Origin of the sequence: Bartonella bacilliformis Ver097 (genome assembly GCF_000709795.1) — a bacterium.
GTDB classification, from domain to species: Bacteria; Pseudomonadota; Alphaproteobacteria; order Rhizobiales; family Rhizobiaceae; genus Bartonella; species Bartonella bacilliformis_A.
The window spans coordinates 236,444-260,010 of record NZ_KL503802.1 but is presented as its reverse complement, the minus strand read 5'-3'; the positions used below and the strand labels follow the sequence as shown (position 1 = coordinate 260,010).

Sequence of the window (23,567 nt, the reverse complement as noted above, 5' to 3'; positions counted from 1 at the left end):
TTGAGTATTGTTCTAACATGGTTAAGGTAAAGAAAGTGCTTATTAAAAAATAAAAAGCCCTACTTCCTCTAGGAAATAGGGCTTTCAAATAAAAATGTTCTTAAATTAATCACGGTTTGAGCCAAGAAATCTCAACAAGAAAACAAACATATTGATGAAATCAAGATAAAGATTTAATGCGCCCATAATAATCTTACGACCACGGGTCTCATCTTCATCGCCTTCATAATACATAGTTTTAATGGTTTGTGTATTGTAGGCTGTTAAACCAGCAAAAATCAAAACACCAACTACAGAGATAGCAAATTGCAAAGCATCAGATCCAAGAAAAATATTAACAATCATGGAAAGCACCAAACCAATCAGACCTATGAATAGGAATGACCCCATGGCAGTAAGATCACGCTTTGTGGTGTAACCATAAAGCGAAAGAGAACCAAAAGCTGCAGCGGTGATAACAAATGTTTGTACAATACTTTCTGGTGTGTAACGCAAAATAATTGATGATAATGACAAGCCAACAAGCATTGCGTAACCATAAAAGAGGCTACGAGCAGCACTTGTGCTGAGTGTATTAATTTTAAAACTAAGAAACAAAACAGCTATAAGTGGCGCAAACATAATAATATAGGATAAAGGTGATGTATAAAACGCTACCCCGAAAGATGTTAGGTAAACACTACTGTTGATTTGGGCAGCCGCCAGGTTCATATCTGTTGTTGTGGTCAATGATGCAATTGCATAAGCTGCAGCGGCTGTAACAAGTAGACCAATGGCCATTGTATTGTAGACGCTTAGCATATAACTACGCAATCCCTGATCAATTGATGCATCGGCATGAGAAATAGATGCCGAGCGTAAATTTCTGAAATCAGCCATAATAAAAATCCTTTAGCATACGTTCTGTTGTGGGACTCAAGACTCAAAAGGCTTTATACCCTTTAAATGAATTCTATATGAGCTTTAGTCGGGCGGATATAAACACTCTTAAGCTCCATTGGCAGAATTTTAAAATACTACTTCTATTATGGAGATTTATTTGGAAAATACAAGAGACTTTTGTAAAGAGAAGCCTTACAAATAAGTAATGACGAACGAATTTTTATCCAAGATTATTCAGTTTTTCTACAAAATAAAATACCCTATTTACCGATACCGAAAAGATCTTATAGGGATAAATTTTGAAAGAACTACCTTACAACGTTTGATTGACTCAACGAATAAGGCTTGATCGATTTTCTAAAATATCACACGCAATAACAAGAAAGTTAGAAACAAAATTATTTATAGCACATAAATTTTAAAAGAGAACCAAGTGCAAAATCCGTAGAAATATTTATATGATTATGGAATTACCCGTATTAATATAGGAAAGCAATTCGTATGTTATTTATTTAGATTTGTTGAGATGGCGTTTTGTTTTTATCCAGATACAAAATTCATCAATCAGAATGGAAATTGCGCCGAGCGTTATAAACGTATCAGCGAGATTGAAAATGGCGAAAGAAAAGACACCATCAATATAAAATAATATATAATCCGTAACAGCTTGAAAACGAATACGGTCAATAAGATTACCGGTTGCTCCACCAATGATAAGAATAATACCAAAACGTGATAAAGATTTATCAAGCTCAGTGTTTTTCCATAGCCAGAAAAGAAAAACAATAATGGTGATTGTAAGAGCAATGAGCCCCCAATGGGAGAAAGAGGAAAGAAACGAAAATGCAATACCAGAATTACGTACATGATAAAGAGAAATGAAGGGAAAAAGTGGAATTTCTGTTCCTAAGAGCATAGTGTGCGTAATCCAATATTTGATGGCTTGATCAAGCAGGACTGTAATTATTAAACCCAAAAGAAGAAAAAACAATGATTTGAGTGTCATTTTGTTCTCACTTAGGGTCAAGCCTTAAACACGTGGTTCAAGCGTTAAATCAGAGCGACGGATTTCATAAAGCATAATTGCTGTGGCTATAGCTAAATTAAGAGAATCAGCACGCCCATTTTGTGGAATACGTGCAAGTTGGTGACAGCGATTTGCCAGTGCATTTGATAGACCTTGTTGTTCATTTCCCATTACAAGTATAACAGGACCTTTAAAATCAATAGTGCGGTAATCAACAGTCCCTTGGAGGTGCGTACCAATCATTATACCTTTGAAGTTTGCAGACCAGTCCAAAAAGGCATTTTCATTAAAACGGTAAAGGGGGATAGAAAAAATTGAACCCATTGTTGCACGGACTGTTTCAGGCGAAAAAGGATCTGTTGTCTCGCCGATCAAAATAACACCTTTTGCTCCTACCGCGTCGGCTGTGCGGATTATGGTGCCAAGATTTCCAGGATCTCGCACACGATCAAGAGCAATATAAACATCTTTTGCTGATTCTGTTATGGTTTCAATAGGGTGCCATTGTTGCTTGAAAATACCAACGACAGTTTGCGGATTATCGCGATGGGTGATAGATTCCATAATTTTTTGTGAAGCTCTGATAACATAACCACTGTTGGCAAGAATACGTGCAGCAGTGTTTTCAAGAGTGGTGTTACCTAGTGTGCTTTTGGAAAAGATGAGTGTTTGAATCGTCCAACCAAGATTTAAAGCATCAATTACCAATTTAAGTCCCTCTGCCATAAAGAGTCCTTCTTGATGGCGCTTTTTCTTTTTATTGAGCGCTTTAAGATCTTTAATGATGGGGTTACTAAGAGAAGTAATTTCTTTAACTTGACCGAACATATTCAAGCAATCCAACGGCTAAAGAGAGAAGTGGACAGAGCACGTTTGCCAGCTTCTTCACGTAAAATCAATTCTCCTGATTCAATTATACCACCAAGATTTGTGAATTCATCGCGCATTAAAGTATGAAGCGCGTAAAAGGAAGCGCGAATGGAATAAGCCGTAAGTACAACAGCGAGTGGCTCATCAGATAAAAGGTTGCGACAATTTTTAATCATTGTTGGTAAGTGATCGAAAAGTTGCCAAATTTCACCATGAGGTCCGCGTCCATAAGCAGGAGGATCGAGAAGGATCATATCATAAGTTTTTTGACGACGCAGTTCACGTTCGACAAATTTTACTGCATCATCACAAATCCAGCGAATAGGATGATTTGATAATTTTGCTCTTTCCTGATTGGTTTTTGCCCAAAGGATAGCTTTTTTAGAGGCATCAACATGGGTGACAGAAGCACCGGCACGCGCACCAATCAAAGAGGCAATGCCTGTGTAGCCAAAAAGATTTAACAATTTGATAGGACGTCCTGCTTGCAAAATTTGCTTTTCTATTGAACGCCAATGTGCGTCCTGTTCAGGAAAAACACCTACATGGCGAAAAGAAGTAAAACGCCCTAGAAACGACAAGCCATTCCAAGAAAGAGGCCATGTTTCATCAAGTGTTTTTTTGGGAAAATGCCAACGACCTACACCTTCTTCATCTCGATTGCCTGTGAAAATAGCATCAACATCATTCCAAATTTCTTCTGGTAAAATTGGTTTCCATAGCGCTTGGCCTTCTGGCCGAATAATGCGATAAGAGCCATAACGCTCCAGCTTTTTTCCATTACCAGAGTCAATCAAAGCATAGTCTGTACTAGCTCCTGTTTCTAAAATAATAGGTAATTTTTCTTTCGGATATACACTGTCGAAATGTGGTTGAAAGTGTTGTATAGGTATATTCAGTGTCATGGCACGTTTATTGTAAAAGGAAATACTTTTTAAGAGTCTCTTAAATTTTCATTGAACTTTAGAGTTTAAAGCTAATGAAAATACGATAAGAGAAGAAAAATACCTTTGGATCTGTTATCAAACACAATAGAAAAAAATCATTAAAGTGCTGTATATTAGATTTTTAAGCCCTCGTCATTCTAATTTTTTAAAGTTCAGCGCTATTTTTTTTAAGAGCTTTACGATGTTGGCATCGTGTAAACCAATTGATGCTACTGTTTAATACAATACCAAGACCAAAAAAACTGTGAGAGGTATCAAAATAATTGTTAAAAGAATATTTTTAGGTGTCATAAATTTACTCATTGATTTAAGCGGTCACGCAAATCCTTACCTGTTTTGAAAAAAGGAACCCATTTTTCTTCAACCATAACAGTTTCCCCTGTCCGTGGATTACGACCATTACGAGCGGATCTATTTTTGACAGAAAAAGCTCCAAAACCACGAAGTTCAATGCGATGACCTTTGGTGAGAGCTGTTGAAATCTCCTCAAAAACAGTGTTAACAATATTTTCTACATCGCGTTGCAGAAGATGTGGGTTACGACGAGCAATGATTTGTATGAGTTCTGATTTGATCAAAATAGCCTCTCCAATTTATACGAAAAAATCATTTTCTTATTTATTTTTGCGTGTACATTACACACATAAATTGATGAAAGCAAAATAAAACCAAGAAAAGTTGAATTGCAATAAGAGAAATTTAAAAATACATTTTATAAAAACTCCACAGACTAAAAGATGGGGTATTTGAGAGATGAAAACAATATGGCCATATACAATCGCAATGAAATTTTTTCAGTAAAATCGTCTTTTAGCGATGTTTTAAAAACAGCTTATTGCCATTCACGTCGGATTCACGTGTTAAAAATTTTTTTACCTCTCGTTGCATTTATCATAGCACTTGTTTTTTGTTGGTTTACATTTTTTTCTGTTTCTACTTCTTTTGAGACTGTAATTTTGAATAATGAAGAAGATGGGATAACGACATTGACAATGGTTGATCCAAGATTAGAAGGTTATACAAGCTCTAATCAGCCTTATTGGCTTAAAGCGGAAAAAGCGTTTCAGGATCATGTGCGTTTTGGAGTGGTGGAGTTAGAAAATATTACAGCTGAAGTTCCTGCAAGTAAGCAGGTATCGGTTTTTCTCCGAGCACAAAGAGGAATTTATGACAATAGTAGCACTCACTTGCAATTGAATAAACCCTTTACAATAGAAACAAAAGATGGATTGGTTGCACAATTTATGACCGCAGATATCAATTTATCTGAAGGTCAATTAAAAACCGATCAACGTGTAGATATTTACAATGCAGATTTTTCTCTCACAGCTAGTCGTTTGCGGGTTTGCGAAAAAGGACGAGTAATGCATTTTCAAGGTGGTGTGCATTTGCTTATTAACTAGCAATAGATAATTCCAATATGAACCTTAAATCGTATTTGTTATATAAATACAAGAGCTGAGGGTGATCAGATGAAATCAAAAACATCATGGAAAAAATGGGTAGGTGGGTTTTTGATTTTAAGCATAGGGTTATTGAAATGGGGGAAGCTTTCTGGACATGCTGAAATGGCTCATATGGGAATTGATTTATCAAATGGAGAAAAGCCGATAGAATTATATTCAGATTCTTTGGAAATACGTGAAAAAGAGAGTATCGTTATTTTCAATAACAATGTTTCAATTATTCAGGGTGAACGGCTTTTGCAAACATCAAAATTAGTTGTTTATTATGATCAGGATCATAAAACATTTGGTATCAATGAAGTAAGCAAACAATCTAGATTGTTTGTCGGATTTGGTTTAACTGGTGTAAAAAAAATGGAAATGTTGGGAAATGTTTATATTAAAATAGCAACACAAATCATTACGGGCGATCAAGGTATTTTTGATGGAAAATCAAATGTGATGACCTTGACAGGCAATGTTGTTTTGAAAGATGGTCGTAACGTTGCGACAGGATGTAAGTTGACAACCAATATGAAAACAGGAAAAGCATTGCTTGAAGGATGTGAAGCATCTGAGAAAAAAAGCCGTGTTTCGATCATTTTACAATCAAATCAAAAGAGTAGCCATTAAAATTTTATGTTTGCGATCAAAACAGCGAAACAAATAACTAGACAAAACTCTGAAAGTGAAACTCTGGGAAAATCTTTAAAGCGAACCTTAGCTGCCCACGATTTGATTAAAATTTATCAAGGAAGACAAGTCGTTAATGGTGTTTCTTTTAGTCTTCGTACTGGAGAATCTATTGGTATTTTAGGTCCCAATGGTGCTGGTAAAACTACCTGTTTTTATATGGTTACAGGCTTAGTTAAAGCTGATGGAGGGGTTATAGAGATTGATGGATTTGATGTTACGCATATGCCGATGTATAGGCGTGCCCGTTTGGGTATTGGCTATTTGCCGCAAGAAGCTTCTATTTTTCGTGGTCTCTCAGTAGAAAATAACATTAAAGCTGTTTTGGAGATTGTTGAAAAAGATCGTTTTAAACGCTGTGAAGAGTTAAATGCACTTTTGTATGAATTTAAAATTGATCATTTGCGCAAAGTTCCTGCAATTTCTTTATCAGGGGGTGAAAGGCGGCGGCTTGAAATTGCTCGTTCTTTAGCTTCTCGTCCTGATTTTATTCTGCTTGATGAGCCATTTGCAGGAATTGATCCTATTGCTATTTCTGATATTCAACAACTTATTCGTCATTTAACTCAACGTGGTATTGGTGTTTTAATAACTGATCATAATGTGCGTGAGACATTAGGTCTTGTCGATCGTGCTTATATTATTCACGCAGGAAAGGTATTAATTCACGGGTGTCCAAACAACATTATCAATGATGCTGACGCACGAAGAATTTATTTAGGAAATCAGTTTTCTCTCTGAGAGTTGTAGTTTTATAAATAGTTCATTAAAGCTTAGATAAAGCAACAGTTGCAAATATAATGTCATTTTAATGAGAGACAATCAATTTTATTTGTTTGTATCAATGAAGCTTTATTCTTGATTTCTCATATGAGCGCTGTTAACGTATATTTTCATTGCAGGATAAGAAGCCTATAAGTTGTTGTAGGTGAGTGACATAATAATCTCGTTAAGATTTTATGAATAAGGGGGAAAGTACGATAGTTTAAAGGGATCTTCATGAGGCGTGAAGAAGGGATGGTTATTAAGTCTCTTCTTGTTATTTGTTGACATCGTGAGATGTTTTTTCCCGGTGGGATATATCATTTTGCTTCTAAATTTTTTTTACGATAAACCGGAATGAATTTTCCTGCTAATTGCTTAGAAAGACATCCTATGAAAAGATGATTTTTGTTGGTTTCTCGATTTGTTTTTGTCTTATAGGAAATATTTGTTAGATTAATCTTGTCATGAATGATAAACGAGTTTGCCATAAATCTGCATACTTCTGAAAGGAATATAGGGTTGGTAAGGGTTTTTTCAATCAACACAAACGTTTTGGTGATGCCGTTTTGATATATTTTAGTCATCATACTACGGGTTATATTACAATTGTTGAGCTTGGGTTGGGCTCTTTTGCGAAGTGCGTTGTGCATTTAAAAAACAGTGCGTTACGCATGTTAAGTCAAACACAAAGAGCGCAGGTGATTTTTGATAATATTGCTAAAAATATAATATTTCTTCGCGTTGTCATGGTTTTTGCTTTAAATCGCATAGTCGTAGCCAATTTAAGAATATTATTGGATTTTTATGTATATCCCATTATTATAGTAGTCTTTGAGAAAAATTTTCTCAAGAAAAGTGATGCTGTTGAGGTTGGGCGATTAATGTATTTACAAATGATGTTTATTGCTTTTGCTGTGGTAGCAATGAATGTAACGGATCGTCTTATTTTTCCAAGAGTAAACAATGATGATAATTGAACCAAGATAATACTGGCAGGATGTTATCATGAGGGAGTAAATATACATGCGGTGATGCAAACAATTGACGAAAATCTTTAGAATCAAAACTATTTATTTATTGATTTTGTGAGTGAGCATTTTGGTGTGTAAAAGGAAAATGAAATATGGATTTGAGTGAGTTAATTGCACCGAAGGCAATTATTCCAGTGCTTAAGGCAAATTCGAAAAAACAGGTTTTGCAAATTTTAGCTGAAAAAGCTGCTGAGTTAACAGGACTTGAAGGGCGCGCTATTTTTGATATTATTTTGCAACGTGAAAAATTAGGATCGACATGTGTAGGGGGTGGTATTGCGATTCCTCACGGAAAACTTTCTGATATTGATCGCATTATAGGTATTTTTGCTCGTCTTGAAACTCCTGTTGATTTTGAAGCTCTTGATGATGAACCGGTAAGCCTTGTTTTTCTACTTTTGGCACCTGAGAATTCTGGAGCAGATCACTTAAAAGCTTTGTCGCAAGTTGCACGTGTTTTGCGCTATTCTGGTATTAGCCAGAAATTATACAATACAAATGACGTTTCTGTACTTTACAATTTATTTGTTCATCACTCAGAATTAAGTGCAGCCTGAAAAGCTAGATTATATTCTGTATGTGGGTAATAATTATGAGCATAAGTAAAAGAAAGCGACATAATTATTGACCAAAAAGAAAATTCAACGACGTTTTATAATATAAAATAAAATAGTACTACTGTTAGGGAATAAATCTGTGTTGAATGTTAAACAAGTAGATGAAATTTTAGTACAACGGGGTTGGAAAGCACGGCTTTGTCATGCAGTTATTTTTGAAGTTATGGCAATTCTTTTAATTGTTCTTATTTTGCTTTTTGTTTCAAAAGATAATGTATTGGAATTAACAGGTCAGGTCTTTCTTTGATTGTTTCTTTAATCGCTACGGCATGGAATGGTGTTTTTAATTTTTTGTATGATAGAATACAAAAATATATGAGCTTTCAGCATACAAAATGGATGTGCATTTCATAGTGTGGGGTTTGAAGGAGGGCTAATTATTTTTACAGTTTCCCTTATTGCTGCTTATTTGAAAATCGATTTTTTGAATACTTTTTTCTAGAAATAGGAGTGTTGGTTTTTTCTTGCCTTGTTCAATTATATTTATGATAAAATTTATGTGCGCTTATTTAGTGTATAAAGGTTGCTATGCGTTTAAATTTGTGTAATTTGACACAAAAATTACGAATAAACTGTTTTTTATGTTTGGTTGATAGCAAAATTAACAAGTTAAAATATTATTTTTTTGAAAATTTGGTTATTGAGTAAAAAGTTCACATTTTAGTAAGATCTAAGAGGTCACAATTAAGTGAAAGATCTGTTTTGGCGATATAATATATGATTTCTATTAAAGAAAATTTTGTTAAAAAATAAAGAAGTGAGCTAAATGAGAATGTTTAAGAAGATTTTTGTTACTATATCTGTTGTGATTCTTGCAACTACTGGAACAGTATGGGCACAAGCACCAAGTCGTTTACATCAGTTTGAATCTTGGGGAGCCTATTCTTATAAATCTGCAGAGAATACAATTTGCTATGTGTTATCAATGCCTTTAAATGCATTGCCAACAACCGTTAAGCATGGTGATAATTTTTTTTTAGTGACTAAGCGTTCTAGTTCGCCTGTTTCATTTGAGCCGCAGTTTATGGCTGGCTACGTATTGAAAGAAGGGTCAGAAGTTATTGTGACTGTTGGGGATAAGGTTTTTAATTTCTTCACGAAGGATTCATCGGCTTGGTTAGCGTCTTCAGGGATGGAAGTGCAGCTTGTTGCAGCTATGCGTGCAGGTGCAACGATGAAAGTACAAGCCGTCTCAAAACGGGGAACACACACGACTTACACTTATTCCTTAAAGGGAGTGACTGCGGCATTGAATGCAGCGAAAAATTGTCATTAAGAACTTATAACCTAAAATTGGAAAGTAATGACTATTTCGTGTAATCACTCAATGAGTGTATGCCAAAAAATTAAAGCAGATCAGACATGGTAAGAGATAGATTAAAGCAGTCTCAGTCTTTGATTGGTTTGTTGCATGATGAAATGGTACAAGCATTGAGGAGCATTGGTGTTCCAGAACATCAAATACGTATGCGGGTACGTCAGCTTTGGCATTGGTTTTATGTGCGTGGTGTCTCGTCTTTTGATGAGATGTTCAATATTTCTAAGCCGATGCGGGAAATGCTAAAAGATAATTTTTCTATTGCATATCCCGAAATTGTTGAAGAACAGATATCAAAAGATGGTACATATAAATGGCTTTTACGGTTTCCAGCACGTGGAGCAGGAAAGCCTGTTGAAATTGAAACAGTCTATATTCCTGGAGAAGGGCGTTTGTGTGTTTCATCCCAGGTAGGATGCACGCTAACTTGTTCTTTTTGTTATACGGGAACACAAAAACTGGTTCGCAATTTGACTGCTGAAGAGATTTTGTTGCAGTTATTGTTTGCACGCAATCGTTTAGGCGATTTCCCTGGGAAAGATACACCTGATTATTCAGGTCTTTCAGAAGCAAGACGTAAAATCACCAATATTGTTATGATGGGTATGGGAGAACCGCTTTATAATTTTGAAGCGGTCAAAAAAGCTTTATTGATTGCTTCTGATGGTGACAGGCTTTCTTTATCAAAACGCCGCATTACTCTTTCAACCAGTGGGGTTGTCCCTGAAATTATACGTGCTGGGGAAGAAATTGGTGTAATGTTAGCCATTTCGCTTCATGCGGTGTGTGATAGTTTGCGAGATGTTCTCGTTCCTATCAATAAAAAATATCCACTAAGCATGTTAATGGAGGCTTGCCGTAATTATCCTGGCCTTTCTAATGCTAAGCGCATTACGTTTGAGTATGTTATGTTAAAGGACGTCAATGATAGTTTGGATGACGCTAAGAAATTGATTAAACTGCTTAAAGGTATTCCTGCTAAAATTAATTTAATTCCCTTTAATCCATGGCCGGGAAGCCGTTATGAATGTTCTGATTGGGAGCAAATTGAACGTTTTGCTGATGTGATTAATAGAGCAGGTTATGCTTCGCCTATTCGAATGCCACGTGGACGCGATATTCTGGCTGCATGTGGAAATCTTAAATCAACTTCAGAGCGGTTACGTAAATCAGAGCGGTTACAGCTTGAAAGTATGATGGGCGATATAATTTAAGCTCAATTTAAAATCTATTGTCGATCAGAAGACGTAAAGCAAAACTTGTGAAAATACCTGCAACGAGCCAATCAAGAAAGCGCATATAAGAAGGGTTTTGTTTAAGACTCGTGGAGAGTTTGTGGGCCATAAAAACGATGGAAATTGTGGCAGGTAGAGAAAATGGGATATAGGAAAACCCTAAAAAGAGCAATTTTTGTGTGGCCATAGGATCATTAACATTAATAAATTGCGGTAAAAAAGTTATGTTAAAGAGAATAGCTTTGGGATTTAAAAGACTGGTTCCAATGCCAGCTAAATAGTTGCGTTTGAGGCTTTGTTTTTTTTGCTGTTTTTCTTTTAGAGAAAATTTTGAGTGTGTTCGCACCATTTGAAAGGCGAGCCATAAAAGATAAAGAGCACCAGCAATTTTAAGAAGAAAAAAGGCGATTGGTGAAGTGAAAATAAGCGCTGATAAGCCAACGGCAACAGATAACACTTGAATAGCAAAACCTGTTGAACTCCCTAAGACACACATAATTCCAGCTGTTGTGCCCTGTGCAATGGTTCGTCCCACTGATAGCATGACATCAGGTCCTGGTATGAGAGCGAGAACCAATGATGTTAAAGCGAATTCTATAAGAACAGACCATTCAGGCAAAAATGACATAACTTTCCCCCCTTTATAATGAAGAGGCAGTTGCGATTATTACCTCTCTTCCATTCTTCTTTACGCTTTTTTTTTTTGCATCTTTTAAATGCTGTTTACAAAGAATTTATTTTCATTGCTTGCATGGTTTTAATATTTGTGAGTAAAAGAGTAGAAAACAAGTATCGTAGAGCTTTAGAATGAAAAAATGGACAGATGTTAAGAAAGTTGTTTTGGCCTATTCGGGGGGATTGGATACATCGATTATTCTCAAATGGTTGCAAAGCGAATTGAGTGCTGAAGTTGTAACTTTTACAGCTGATTTAGGTCAGGGGGAAGAGTTAGAATCTGCGCGTTGTAAAGCTGAAATAATGGGTATTAAGGAGATCTATATTGAAGATTTACGTGAAGAATTTGTGCGTGATTTTGTATTTCCCATGTTTCGAGCAAATGCCGTCTATGAAGGGGTCTATCTTTTAGGAACATCAATTGCTCGTCCACTTATTTCAAAGCGTCTTATTGAAATTGCTAAGGAAACCGGAGCTGATGCGATTGCTCATGGAGCAACAGGAAAAGGGAATGATCAAATTCGTTTTGAACTTTCTGCTTATGCTCTTGATCCTGATATAAAAATTATTGCTCCATGGCGAGATTGGACTTTTAAAAGTCGAACAGATTTAATTGAATTTGCACGTGTGCATCAAATTTCAGTGGCGAAAGATAAGGAAGGTGAAGCACCTTTTTCGGTAGATGCAAATTTATTGCATTCATCATCAGAAGGGAAGATTTTGGAGAATCCTGCTATTCCTGCTCCTGAATATGTGCATATGCGCACTCTTTCGCCGGAGGATGCTCCAGATAAAGCAACGGTAATCACAATCGGCTTTAAAAAAGGTGATGCTATTTCTATTAATGGAGAAATGTTATCTCCAGCTACTTTACTAACTCAATTAAATAACTACGGACGCGACAATGGTATCGGTCGGTTAGATTTAGTTGAAAACCGCTTTGTGGGTATGAAATCGCGTGGCATTTATGAAACACCAGGAGGAACCATTCTCTTAATAGCTCATCGAGCGATAGAATCCTTGACCTTAGATCGCGGTGCAGCGCATTTGAAAGATGAATTAATGCCACGTTATGCAGAGTTGATTTATTATGGCTTTTGGTTTTCACCTGAGCGTAAAATGTTGCAGGCAGCTATTGATTTATCGCAAGAACATGTTGAAGGAGAGGTTACATTGAAGCTTTATAAGGGTAATGTGATTGTTGAGGGTCGGCAAAGTAAAAAATCGCTTTATTCTGATAAACTGGTAACTTTTGAAGATGATCAGGGTGCTTATGATCAAAAAGATGCTGCTGGATTCATTAAATTAAACGCCCTGCGCTTACGCACATTAGCAGCACGATCAGTATTATGAATAAGAAATAACAGTTTATGTTCTCATATTCTTTGTTCTATAAACATGAAGAAGACTAAACTAAAGTAATGAAACATAAATTATAGAGTGAATAAAAGTGAGATAAAAATTTTGCAATTTTTATTCTGCTATTCTTGGCGAAAAAGTTCAACAACCGCACACTTTAATTGTTAAAAAGTTTAATATATAGGATAAAATCATGACGCGTAATCAGTTTGATGCTTTTGGTTTTACATCTGAATTAAAAGATGAAGCTGTTCAGTCGAAAGCTTGGCCGTTTGAGGAAGCACGCAAGATTATCAAGCGTTATGAAAAGACAAGTTATCCAGAGACTGTTTTATTTGAAACAGGTTATGGACCCTCTGGTTTGCCGCATATTGGGACCTTTGGGGAAGTCGCACGGACGACGATGGTACGCCACGCATTCCATGTTCTGACTGAGGATAAAATTAAAACAAAACTTATTTGTTTTTCTGATGACATGGATGGTTTGCGTAAGGTTCCTGAGAATGTGCCTGACCGTGAAAAAATGGCACATTATCTTGGTCAACCGCTCAGTCGTGTTCCAAATACTTTTGGGGATGCATCTCCTTCTTTTGGAGCGGCGAATAATATGCGCTTATGTGCTTTTCTTGATCGTTTCTGTTTTGATTATGAATTTGCTAGCGCTACCGATTATTACAGTTCTGGCCGTTTTGATGAAGTTCTCCTAAAAATATTGGCTTCTTATGATGAGGTGATGAAAATTGTTTTGCCAACATTGGGGGAAGAACGACAAGAAACTTATGCGCTTTTTTTACCTATTTCTCCTGTTTCTGGAAAAGTATTGCAAGTTCCAATTATTGATCGGAATGTTAAAAAAGGCACTATCACCTATATTGAGCCTGAAACAGGTGAAACTATTGAAACAGAGGTTACTGGTGGAAAAGTTAAGTGTCAGTGGAAGGTGGACTGGGCGATGCGCTGGAAAGCGCTTGGAGTTGATTATGAGATGGCAGGAAAAGATCTGATTGATTCAGTAAATCTGTCTTCTAAAATTTGCAAAGTGCTTGGTAGTAATCCACCCGAAGGATTTAATTATGAACTCTTTTTGGATGAGAAAGGGCAAAAAATTTCCAAATCTAAGGGAAATGGTTTGACTATTGATGAGTGGCTGACTTATGCACCAACAGAAAGTTTAGGACTTTATATGTTTTTAAAGCCTAAAACAGCAAAACGCCTCTATTTTGATGTTATTCCAAAAACTGTTGATGAATATTATGCGCATCTTGCTGCTTACGGTCGCCAACAATGGAAGGAACGATTTAATAACCCTGTATATCATATTCATAGCGGTTGTCCTCCGCAGGTTGATATGCCCGTATCTTTTGCTATGCTTTTAAATTTGGTTAGTGCTTCAAATGCTGAAAATGAAGACGTTCTTTGGGGATTTATTTCTCGCTATTCTAAGGGAACTAATGCACAAACATGTCCAGCGCTTGATTTGTTGGTGAAGTGTGCCATTAAATATTTTGATGTTTTTGTCAAACCCAATAAACAGTTTCGAGTACCTGATGATATTGAGCGCGCGATATTGGCTCAAATCGATGAAAAGTTAGCAAATTTGCCAGAAATTGTTGATGACAATGCACTTCAAAATTCACTTCTTGACGTTGCGCGTTTAACGGAACGTTATCAAGATCATAGCAAAAAAAGTCCTGAAGGCGGCCCAGGTGTTTCAGTTGCTTTTTTTCAAATGCTTTACGAAGTTTTATTAGGACAAGAACGAGGACCAAGATTTGGATCTTTTATAGCGCTTTATGGGGTTGATGAAATGCGCGCCCTGATTGCTAAAGTACTTTCTCAGCCTATGGGGGAATAATGGATTGTAGAGCGCAAGAAGTAAAGCGGCGGCGTACATTTGCTATTATTGCTCACCCTGATGCAGGAAAGACAACGCTGACAGAAAAATTGTTGTTGTTTGGTGGAGCAATTCAGCTCGCTGGTGAGGTTAAGGCAAAAAAAGATCGTATTCAAACGCGTTCTGATTGGATGAATATTGAACGTGATCGCGGTATTTCTGTTGTGACATCGGTCATGACGTTTGAATATGAAGATCATATTTTTAATTTATTAGATACTCCAGGTCATGAAGATTTTGCAGATGACACATATCGCACTCTTACAGCTGTTGATAGTGCGATTATGGTTTTGGATGGTGCCCGTGGGATTGAACCAAGAACACTAAAATTATTTGAAGTGTGTCGTATGCGAGATATCCCTATTGTTACTTTTGTTAATAAAATGGATCGTGAGGCCTGTGACCCTTTAGAAATTTTAGATGAAATTGAAGAAAAACTCGCGCTTGATACTGCACCAATTACATGGCCCATTGGTATGGGTAAAGATTTTTTTGGTACCTTTGACCTTTATCATAATTCTTTTCGTCAACATGATGATGAAATAACTTCACGGGTGGTTTCTGGACCGGATGAAGTTGCCAATTTACTTCCTGAATATCAGCGTTCTCTCTTTCTTGAAGGTGTAGAGCTTGCTCGCAATGCTTGCAAACATTTTGATCTTCAAGCCTTCCGTGAAGGACATATGACACCGGTTTATTTTGGTTCAGCTTTACGAAATTTTGGTGTTCGTGATTTGATTAATGCATTAATCGATTTTGGTCCCAGTCCTCGTGATCAGATGGCAGATCAACGCACAGTCAGTGCTGATGAGCCAAAAATGACAGGATTTGTCTTTAAAATTCAAGCCAATATGGATCCCAATCATCGTGATCGTATTGCATTTTTGCGTGTGTGCTCGGGAAGGCTTGAGCGTAGCATGAAAACGAAGTTGGTACGGACAGGAAAGCCAATGACACTTTCATCTCCACAATTTTTCTTTGCTCGTTCGCGTCAAATTGCTGATCAAGCTTATGCTGGTGATGTAGTGGGGATTCCCAATCATGGAACTTTGCGTATTGGAGATACATTGACTGAGGGAGAAGATATTCTCTTTAAAGGTGTACCAAATTTTGCACCGGAAATTCTGCGTCGTGTTTGTTTGCATGATCCTATGAAAGCAAAAAAGCTTAAGCAAGCGTTGCAACAAATGGCTGAGGAGGGAGTTGTACAATTATTTACTCCTGATGATGGATCGCCTGCTCTTGTTGGTGTGATTGGTGCTTTGCAAATTGATGTTTTAACCGAGCGGCTTAAAGTAGAATATTCTTTGTCTGTGGGCTTTGAGCCAGCACGCTTTAATGTGTGTCGTTGGATTTCTGCAGAAAGTAAAAATGAACTCCAAAAATTTCTCACCAATCATCGATCCGCTATTGCTTATGATTTGGATAATGATCTAGTTTTTTTGGCAGAAAATGCTTTTTCTTTAAATTATGAAGCAGAACGGGCTCCGAAAATAAAATTTGCAACTTTCAAAGATTATCAAACGCGTTCTGAGTAAAAAAATGATTCTTAAAAGATCAAAAAAAGGGATTGCTTGTTTGCTCCCTTTTCTTTACGAAAAAAGTTATTATGCATGAAATTAGCGAAGATTATCTTTAATCCATTCGCAAAGACGCTTTTTAGACGTAGCGCCAACTACATTGGACGAGACATTACCATTTTTGAACATCAAGAGGGTAGGAATTGAACGCACTCCATATTGTGTGGCCAGTTCTGGATTTTCGTCAATGCTTATTTTGGCGATTTTAACTTGACCTTCCATTTCTGCTGAAATTTCATCAAGTATTGGTGCAATCATTTTGCAAGGATTACACCATTCTGCCCAAAAATCAACCACAACAGGAATGGAGGAGGTGAGAACTTCATTTTCGAAATTGCTATTATTAATTTTTATACAAGTCATTGATTTATTCCTTTATATTACACTTTTTTGTACATTGATTGGTATGACTTCAATTTATGTCAGTATAGTGAAGATAAGTGATTATAGGCTCTTTTGGAAAGGATTTTTATTTATAGAGCAATTTCATCAAGAAGCGTATCGAGTTTTTTAGGGAGAAGCGTGAAAATTTTCGCTCCTTGACTATAAATAAGAAAAGCCTGAATGGTTTTTTCAGGGTAAATAGTTTGCAGTATTTTTCGATAAAGAGCTATTTGTAACCAATAGTTTTGGGTAATTCCAGTTTCATCTTCTGGTGGAGTTCCAGTTTTAAAATCAGCAAAGAGAATACAATCTTGGGTGATACATAAACGGTCAATTCGACCAGAAATCATTTGTTCTTTACCACGGATTTTTACAATGCCCATTAGGGATACTTCGGCGCGTGAAGAGTCTGAAAAAAGTAATTTAAGATGCGGATTGTCTAAGATTGCCCAAATATCGTGTAAGGCATTGTTTTTTTTGGTCTCATTCCAATGAGAGGCTTTGATATTGAGATATTGTTGAGCGTAATCCTGGCGTTTTTCAAGAGGGCAATCAGGCAAATATTGCAGCAGTTTGTGAATCAAATTACCATATTCGATGCTAAAAGCTTTGTGGGTGTTTTTTGCTTCGAAAATAGGTGAAACACTTAAAATTTTCTGAGCAGAGAAAAGTTCAATTCCGCCATCTGTATCCGTTGCAAAATTAGTAACGGAGGGTTTGGATATTTTGGGTAAAGCTGATTCTGCAGGTACTTTATGATGAAAAAAAGCAGGCAAAGGCGGAAATTTTTTGCTCGCCTCACCAGGTATTTTAGGATCTATTGGGAAGGAAGTCGAGGGGGTGATAGAATAGCGCCAGGCAACAATATCGTTTGCGGAGTCTTTTGTAAGAATAGCATAGGGCTTAAGGGAATTTTTCACTAAATGTAACCACGTGTTGGGAACTTCCCGTTTTTGGCTATAACCGCAAACAATCAATCGATCTTCAGCACGTGTCATTCCTACATAAAGAAGGCGTCGATATTCTTCTTCAGCACTTTCTTTTAAATGAGAAAGTGCTTTTTCAAGGGGCTTTGTTTTAAATTCTGCATTTGGACGCCAGATAAACGCTTGTTTGCCATTTAAGGGAAGTTTGAACAAATGTGGCGCGTAATGTGAATTCCAGATAGCACTGCCTGAATCAACCAAAAAGACAACAGATGCTTCAAGCCCTTTGGCAGCATGGACAGTCATGATACGCACTTCTTCGTGATTTTGATCAAGTTCACGTTTAATTTCTGGTTTGTTTTTACTCAATGTTTCTAAAAAAGCTTGTAGCCCTGGTAAACCAGTCTTTTGAATCGTGAGTGTATAATCCATAAAAGCATCAAGAACTTCCTTAGATTCAGGCCCGAGACGGGCAAGGATTTTTTGTCGTCCTTTATCATTATTGAGAATATGACTGTAGAATTCAAAAACCGGTATTTTGTCAACTAAAGCGCGATATTTACTTAAATTTTCAAAAATTTCTTTAAAATAGTTATGTGATGATGCATGAGCATTCAAGCTTTGCCAAAGTGATCCTGTGCGTTGAGCTGCCAATTGATAAAGTGCCTCTTCACTTAGTGCAAAAAGTGGGCTTTTTAAAACACAAGCTAAGGACAGATCATCTTTAGGATGCAAGACAAAACGTGCAAGCGCCATCAAATCTTGTACACTAATATGGCTGGTGAGCTGTAAACGATCGGCACCAGCCACGGGAATATTGCGCAGTTTTAGTGCACGAGAAAGAGCGGGTACAAATTGATCCCGTTTACGGACCAAAATCATAATGTCACTGGCACGGAGTAGACGCCCTTTTGCAGGAAGCATTTCGCCTTTTTGCAACCAATCGGCAATGGTTGTTGCAATTTTATCTGCCAAACGCACTTCAGGTGTATCTAAGTGATCAACCGTTGAATGCCAATCATCAGGTAGGGTACTTGTTTGTTTGGAGATAACATCCCATACAATGACATCACCCGGGCTGTTCACCCGAATGGGTTCATGCACTGTTTTTGCATTATCTGCTGAAAGTCCTTTATAATTTTCTGGTGTTTCAAACACGAGATCGACGCTTTTTAGCACATCAGCTGTTGAGCGAAAAGAATAATGCAGCTGTATCTTTTCAAATTTCTCGTTAACATGCTGTATCTGTTTTTGGATCATCCGTCCATTTTTAGCAAAATTTTCTGGTTCAGCCCCTTGAAAAGAATAAATAGACTGTTTTTCATCGCCAACAGCAAAAATGGTCCGTATATTTGTTCGTTGACTCTCTCCTGTGAAAAATTCTTGCACTAAAAGCTGAATAATTTGCCATTGTTCAGGATTAGTATCTTGCGCTTCATCAAGCAAAATATGATCAATACCACGATCAAGTTTATATTGTACCCATTGGCTTGCACCTCTGCGTTGCAATAGATGGAGTGTGCGTTCAATGAGATCATCAAAATCTAACAGACTATTGGTCTTTTTTAAATCTGCATAGATTTTAAGATAAAGAGAACAAAGCTGAAAAACAACCATATTCAGTGTGACGAGTTGTACACATTGATATTTTTCTAACAGAGTAGAGAGCTGATTTTGTTTTTCTTCAATCTCTTTTTGAACAAAGAACCAAATTTCATTTGATTTGTTAGAAAACAAACGTGAGAAATCACGCGGTTTTCCTGTGGTTGTTAAATAAATATTTGAAACAAGATTGATAATATTTTCTTCAGAAGATGCGCTCGCTAATTGTGAAAAATCAGCAATGATATTTTTAGCTTTTGAATTTCCGTTTGTTTGATAATATTTCATTGCATGGGGCGAGAGTAAGGCCGTTTGTTTAATTTTTTCTAAGAGCCGTTGGTGTGTTTCATCAGCTGCTAAGTTGAAAAACTGGCGCAACTGCTCCTCTCCATTTTCAGAGAGAATGAAAGATAAGAAATCTGAGAATTCATGTTGTTTTTGAGTTGCTTCATGCAGCAATTGATTAAATGTTTCCTCGTTAATAATTTTAAACAGTTGTTTTAAAGACGATTGTGCATTGTCATGTGTCAAAAGTTGACAACGGGCTTGTTGCAATAATTTTTTACGACTTATATCGTCTAATAATTCAAAATGACCAGCAATATTAGCCTCTAAAGAAAATTGGTGCAATAAAGCTTCACAAAAGGCGTGAATGGTCTGGATTTTTAGGCCCCCTGGTGTTTCTAAGGCTCGGGCAAAAAGCTGACGTGCATAGGTAAGTTTTTGCGCATTTACGGGCTTATTTTCAAGTCGTGATAAAATGGTTTGAAGTTGATGATCATCCAGTTCACTCCAGCTGGAAAGTGTGCGAAAAATACGCGATTGCATAACAGCAGCAGCAGCTTTGGTATAGGTCAGGCATAAAATGCGTGCTGGAGGTGTTCCATTTAAAAGCAGGCGGATAACACGTTCGCTCAAAACATGCGTTTTCCCAGATCCCGCATTAGCAGAAACCCACACGCTTGTTGTTGGATGTGTAGCGGCTGCTTGTGCATCAAGGGCAGCTTGGGGAATAGAAAAGATTGTCATGATTGGCCTGCTTTATGAAAATCATTTGACCACTCTAATACTCTTGCTAAGTGATCATAATCCCCTTCATAACGGTTTTGTGAAGGGAGAGCATGCGAGAGATAACCGTGTTGTGGATTTTGATAGTAGTTCATTAATGAGATAAGGCGTTTCCATGCCTCTTTACCAAGATCAACAGCGCTTTTTTGATTTGTTACTTTTTTATTTAGGATAATCGATTGCGGTTTAATTTTATTTTTTCCTTTAAGAGGAATGTATAATAAATTTAAGGGGGTGAGATCCTGAAAGCCTACAAACGCTCCTTGCATTAATAAAGCTGTTTCCAGTGCTAATTGTGGAGATAATAAGGTCAAAACCTGTGTGGATGAAGGGGGAGTGCTGATTTTAAAATCAAGGATTTCAGCCATTTCCCCAGGTAAAATATCAATACGATCAACGCGTCCTGAAAGGGTTACACCTGTTGTGCCTATGGGTGTTTTTTGAGCCTCTACTTCAGCGTGTCGTTTTCGGGGGCCAAGGCTTTGTTCCCATTGAATAAGGAGAGGCGCTAGATTTTCAAACATTGGCCACCAGATAGCTTCGATATCAGATGGTAAGTTTAGTTTGTCAAATTCTTCACGTCCAATGGTCAATAATGTATCTAGCGCATCTGTGGCATGTGGATTTTTTATACGCGTGCAAAAGGCAGCAAGAATAGCGTGATAAAGTATTCCTCGTTCAGTATTACAAGGATCGTGGATGAGCGGTTTAAGCGGTTTGAGACGCAAGATTTTTTTAGCATAAATGGCATAAGGGTCTTGTCGTAATGTTTCTATTTCAGTAATTGAAAAATGACGTGGACGCATCTCGAGTGGTGGAGTAGGGCAAGGCCGTTCTACAGAGGAAATCATATTTGTTGTGTCAAGAATTTTTGCCCAATAAAGCAATGTGTTTCCCCGTGCGCAAATTTGTTTCCAAACTTGTTGACCTATGACTGTTTCTAGGCGTTGTAACCAACGTGAGGGAATAGAGGGAACGTGGTTAACCCGCATGGCTCGGCTCATGATAACTTTATCCATTCCCATAGCCCATTGGAAATCATGTGCAGAAAGGCCAATGCGCTTTTCTGGTGGTTCAAGAGTTAACATCATTTTCATCGGTCGTGATAAAAAAGTATCATTGCGGGTTGTGATAGGCCATGATCCTTCATTCATACCACCAATGACGACTGTATCTACTGTTTGTAGACGCGATTCTAAGGTTCCCCAGATAAATAAACGTGAATGTCCTCCAGGAGCAGGACTTACAGAACGAGTTGCTATGAGAGCTGAAAACATAGCGGGCCATTCATGGAGATGAAATTTTAGTCCTGATTGGTCATTGACTAATTCACGCAGAAAAGTTGATAAAGTTTTTCCTGCTTCATCCTGATAAAGGCGAGTAAGAGAATGGTCATCATCACGCCCAAAATTTTCTAAAACTTCAACAGTCGCTATAATTGTTTCATTGATTGTGCATTCTCTATTTTGTTGTATTAAAGACACCAAAGGTTCGATAGCTTTTACCAAAAGATGGCAAAGCAGGCGCGCTTCTTCACTCTTTTGTGGGTCAAGGCTATAATTATTCGAACCATTAGCATTTGAACTGTTGGGACTTGAATTATTAGTCCCCGAACTGTTGAGTGTGTGCGTTTTAATCCATGTTTCAAAAAATTGATCACATGTGCAAAGATTAATGCGGCCAGTTCCACCTCGGAGAACAAAGAGCTCAAAATTTTCCACTATTTCACGTAAATGATGACGATTTTGCCCCAGAGTTGTGAGTGGATGTTTGAGAAGAGAAAGAAATGCAATGGGATCCCCAGGTTTAAACAGATTTTCTAAGATAAGCCGTAATAAAGTTGCAGGCAGTGTCTGTGCAAGTGGAATTCCTCCTGAATCATTAGCTTCAATCCCAAATCGTTGCAATTCAGCAGAAACACGGCGTGCTAAATTGCGATCATTGGTGATAAGCGCTGCAGTTTTTTTGGGGTCTTCAATGGCATGGCGTAAAGCAATAGCAACAGCCAGAGCTTCTTCATGTTCATTGGTGGCTTCAACCAATGATAAATCGGCACAGAGATTTTCATAATCATCGCGTGTGATTTGTACCCATTGATCTGTCGTAGAGGCAGGTCTTAATGCTTCTGATAAAAGGGCAGCGCGTTTTTTCTTCATGCTACTTTGCTGGCCAATTTCTTTAACATGGGCGCGCTGACATTGCATAAGAAAGAGAAGTTTTTTTAAGTGATATTGAGGATGGCTAAAAGCAGCAGATGCATGGTTGGGGAGATCAAAAATTTCAGTTTCTTCATTGATCAAACCTAATGCATTCCATTGTTCTTCATCCATTTGGAGATCAAGGTTTGGAAGAATAACAGCTCCTTTAGGCAAGGAGGCGATCACCTTTAAAAGATTAGCAATTGAAGGGATAGATCCTGTCGCACCAGCAGCAATAATCGGTTTATTGGGTTGTGTTCGGTATAAAGTGTCTGCCTGCATTTTGAGGATTTGGTTACGCCATTCAACTGGATTATTTAGCTGTTTTTCTTTTAAAATATATGGCCAATTTTGTGTAACAATGGTCAAAAAATCGAGAGTGATTTGCCACCATTCAGCAACCATATCAGGTGCAATATCTTTGAGTTTTGACCAATCAGCAGATTCAGTTTCAACTTCATCCATCAAGCGTGCTAAATCTTGGGCAAGCCAGATAGCATCAGCTGTATTTGCAGGAATGAGCACATCTTCTGTTCCAAATATGGCACGTAGATGCGTTGGTAATTTTTCACGCCAAGAGCGAATGAGATGTGCTAAAAGCAGGAGACGTTCACTCTCTTTGATAGGAGGATGAATCGTCAAAGCGTTGGTATAATCACCAGTAAAGAAAAAACAGTCTTCGTCCATACTTCCCAAAGGAAGGATCGTTGGCAAAAAGCTTGATTGGCTAGGACTTTTTTCGACAAAAGTTGCGCGTAAAGCGCGGGCAGCACGGCGCGTTGGTACATAAATGAGGGTATTAGCAAGAGCAGCTTGGATATTTCCATTGGGTGCAAAATCACGAATAATATTCCCTGAGAGAAAAGCATCAACAAAATAAGATAGAAACGGAGTTCCAGAAGAAATAGAAAATATACGTGGCTGATAAGTCATTTGCTTTGATTGTGGGTGTGTCAAAATTATTTAATTTACCGATCATTTTAATAGATTTTACTGTATATTAGTTTTCATTCATGGCAAAATTGAAAAATTACATCTACACAATAGTGTT

Annotated in this window: 23 protein-coding genes; 13 read left to right on the top strand and 10 right to left on the bottom strand. The window is 37.3% G+C overall.

Annotated features, from left to right (window positions below; all coding sequences use genetic code 11):
• Nucleotides 1-105: 105 nt before the first annotated feature.
• The 5 genes from H710_RS01025 to H710_RS01005 form a co-directional block, all read right to left on the bottom strand.
• Nucleotides 106-879, bottom strand: coding sequence for a Bax inhibitor-1/YccA family protein (locus H710_RS01025; protein WP_041849004.1), 774 nt, complete (start codon nt 877-879; stop codon nt 106-108).
• Between the two features lie 511 nt (nt 880-1,390).
• Nucleotides 1,391-1,888, bottom strand: coding sequence for a signal peptidase II (gene lspA / locus H710_RS01020; protein WP_041849003.1), 498 nt, complete (start codon nt 1,886-1,888; stop codon nt 1,391-1,393).
• A 24-nt stretch (nt 1,889-1,912) separates the two neighbouring features.
• Complete coding sequence (locus H710_RS01015; protein ID WP_041849002.1) at nt 1,913-2,737, bottom strand: TrmH family RNA methyltransferase; 825 nt, start codon at nt 2,735-2,737, stop codon at nt 1,913-1,915.
• A gap of 2 nt (nt 2,738-2,739) precedes the next feature.
• Nucleotides 2,740-3,672 carry an RsmD family RNA methyltransferase gene (locus tag H710_RS01010; RefSeq protein WP_155367623.1) on the bottom strand — a complete coding sequence of 311 codons (933 nt, stop codon included), beginning with the start codon at nt 3,670-3,672 and terminating at the stop codon, nt 2,740-2,742.
• 353 nt (nt 3,673-4,025) lie between these two features.
• A complete protein-coding gene (locus H710_RS01005) occupies nt 4,026-4,304 on the bottom strand; it encodes an integration host factor subunit beta (protein ID WP_041849000.1) in 279 nt (92 codons plus the stop codon).
• Nucleotides 4,305-4,490: 186 nt separating this feature from the next.
• Between H710_RS01005 and lptC the strand changes: the two genes are divergently transcribed.
• From lptC to lptB, 3 genes are all read left to right on the top strand, one after another.
• Nucleotides 4,491-5,129, top strand: coding sequence for an LPS export ABC transporter periplasmic protein LptC (gene lptC, locus H710_RS01000; RefSeq protein WP_041848999.1), 639 nt, complete (start codon nt 4,491-4,493; stop codon nt 5,127-5,129).
• Between the two features lie 69 nt (nt 5,130-5,198).
• The gene (locus tag H710_RS00995) at nt 5,199-5,804 is read left to right on the top strand and encodes an LptA/OstA family protein (RefSeq protein WP_041848998.1); all 606 of its coding nucleotides are present in this window, start codon (nt 5,199-5,201) and stop codon (nt 5,802-5,804) included.
• Nucleotides 5,805-5,810: 6 nt separating this feature from the next.
• Nucleotides 5,811-6,605: an LPS export ABC transporter ATP-binding protein gene (gene lptB, locus H710_RS00990; protein WP_041848997.1), complete on the top strand. Its 795-nt coding sequence runs from the start codon at nt 5,811-5,813 to the stop codon at nt 6,603-6,605.
• 341 nt (nt 6,606-6,946) lie between these two features.
• Here the strand turns inward: lptB and H710_RS06195 are convergent, their stop codons facing one another.
• Nucleotides 6,947-7,117 (bottom strand): hypothetical protein, encoded by a 171-nt coding sequence (locus H710_RS06195; protein WP_155367617.1) that lies wholly within the window; start codon nt 7,115-7,117, stop codon nt 6,947-6,949.
• 78 nt (nt 7,118-7,195) lie between these two features.
• Here H710_RS06195 and H710_RS00985 point away from each other — a divergent pair, with 78 nt between their 5' ends.
• The 7 genes from H710_RS00985 (at nt 7,196) to rlmN (ending at nt 10,809) form a co-directional block, all read left to right on the top strand.
• Nucleotides 7,196-7,606, top strand: coding sequence for a hypothetical protein (locus tag H710_RS00985; RefSeq protein WP_244875574.1), 411 nt, complete (start codon nt 7,196-7,198; stop codon nt 7,604-7,606).
• A 146-nt stretch (nt 7,607-7,752) separates the two neighbouring features.
• Nucleotides 7,753-8,217, top strand: coding sequence for a PTS IIA-like nitrogen regulatory protein PtsN (ptsN, locus tag H710_RS00980; protein ID WP_041848995.1), 465 nt, complete (start codon nt 7,753-7,755; stop codon nt 8,215-8,217).
• 139 nt (nt 8,218-8,356) lie between these two features.
• On the top strand, nt 8,357-8,524 hold the full coding sequence (locus tag H710_RS06190) for a chlorhexidine efflux transporter (RefSeq protein ID WP_196295836.1): 168 nt from the start codon (nt 8,357-8,359) through the stop codon (nt 8,522-8,524).
• Nucleotides 8,521-8,631: a hypothetical protein gene (locus tag H710_RS06540; protein ID WP_196295835.1), complete on the top strand. Its 111-nt coding sequence runs from the start codon at nt 8,521-8,523 to the stop codon at nt 8,629-8,631. Before H710_RS06190 ends, H710_RS06540 begins: the two co-directional genes overlap by 4 nt.
• 1 nt (nt 8,632) lies before the next feature.
• Nucleotides 8,633-8,719, top strand: a complete 87-nt coding sequence (locus H710_RS06535; RefSeq protein WP_414946127.1) for a hypothetical protein — start codon at nt 8,633-8,635, stop codon at nt 8,717-8,719.
• Nucleotides 8,720-9,049: 330 nt separating this feature from the next.
• Nucleotides 9,050-9,553 carry an invasion associated locus B family protein gene (locus tag H710_RS00975; protein WP_414946104.1) on the top strand — a complete coding sequence of 168 codons (504 nt, stop codon included), beginning with the start codon at nt 9,050-9,052 and terminating at the stop codon, nt 9,551-9,553.
• Nucleotides 9,554-9,639: 86 nt separating this feature from the next.
• Complete coding sequence (rlmN, locus tag H710_RS00970; RefSeq protein WP_052472857.1) at nt 9,640-10,809, top strand: 23S rRNA (adenine(2503)-C(2))-methyltransferase RlmN; 1,170 nt, start codon at nt 9,640-9,642, stop codon at nt 10,807-10,809.
• Between the two features lie 7 nt (nt 10,810-10,816).
• Here rlmN and H710_RS00965 read toward each other — a convergent pair whose 3' ends face one another.
• Entirely contained in the window at nt 10,817-11,458 is a 642-nt protein-coding gene (locus H710_RS00965) for a LysE family translocator (protein WP_041848993.1), read from the bottom strand.
• A gap of 179 nt (nt 11,459-11,637) precedes the next feature.
• Between H710_RS00965 and H710_RS00960 the strand changes: the two genes are divergently transcribed.
• The 3 genes from H710_RS00960 (at nt 11,638) to H710_RS00950 (ending at nt 16,296) form a co-directional block, all read left to right on the top strand.
• On the top strand, nt 11,638-12,858 hold the full coding sequence (locus H710_RS00960; RefSeq protein ID WP_041848992.1) for an argininosuccinate synthase: 1,221 nt from the start codon (nt 11,638-11,640) through the stop codon (nt 12,856-12,858).
• A 199-nt stretch (nt 12,859-13,057) separates the two neighbouring features.
• Nucleotides 13,058-14,719: a lysine--tRNA ligase gene (locus H710_RS00955; RefSeq protein WP_041848991.1), complete on the top strand. Its 1,662-nt coding sequence runs from the start codon at nt 13,058-13,060 to the stop codon at nt 14,717-14,719.
• A complete protein-coding gene (locus H710_RS00950) occupies nt 14,719-16,296 on the top strand; it encodes a peptide chain release factor 3 (RefSeq protein WP_041848990.1) in 1,578 nt (525 codons plus the stop codon). Before H710_RS00955 ends, H710_RS00950 begins: the two co-directional genes overlap by 1 nt.
• Before the next feature lie 81 nt (nt 16,297-16,377).
• Here the strand turns inward: H710_RS00950 and trxA are convergent, their stop codons facing one another.
• From trxA to addB, 3 genes are all read right to left on the bottom strand, one after another.
• On the bottom strand, nt 16,378-16,701 hold the full coding sequence (gene trxA, locus H710_RS00945) for a thioredoxin (RefSeq protein ID WP_041848989.1): 324 nt from the start codon (nt 16,699-16,701) through the stop codon (nt 16,378-16,380).
• Nucleotides 16,702-16,811: 110 nt separating this feature from the next.
• A complete protein-coding gene (addA, locus tag H710_RS00940) occupies nt 16,812-20,279 on the bottom strand; it encodes a double-strand break repair helicase AddA (RefSeq protein ID WP_041848988.1) in 3,468 nt (1,155 codons plus the stop codon).
• Nucleotides 20,276-23,449 carry a double-strand break repair protein AddB gene (gene addB / locus H710_RS00935; protein ID WP_041848987.1) on the bottom strand — a complete coding sequence of 1,058 codons (3,174 nt, stop codon included), beginning with the start codon at nt 23,447-23,449 and terminating at the stop codon, nt 20,276-20,278. The genes addA and addB overlap by 4 nt, the downstream gene beginning before the upstream one ends.
• Nucleotides 23,450-23,567: the final 118 nt, after the last annotated feature.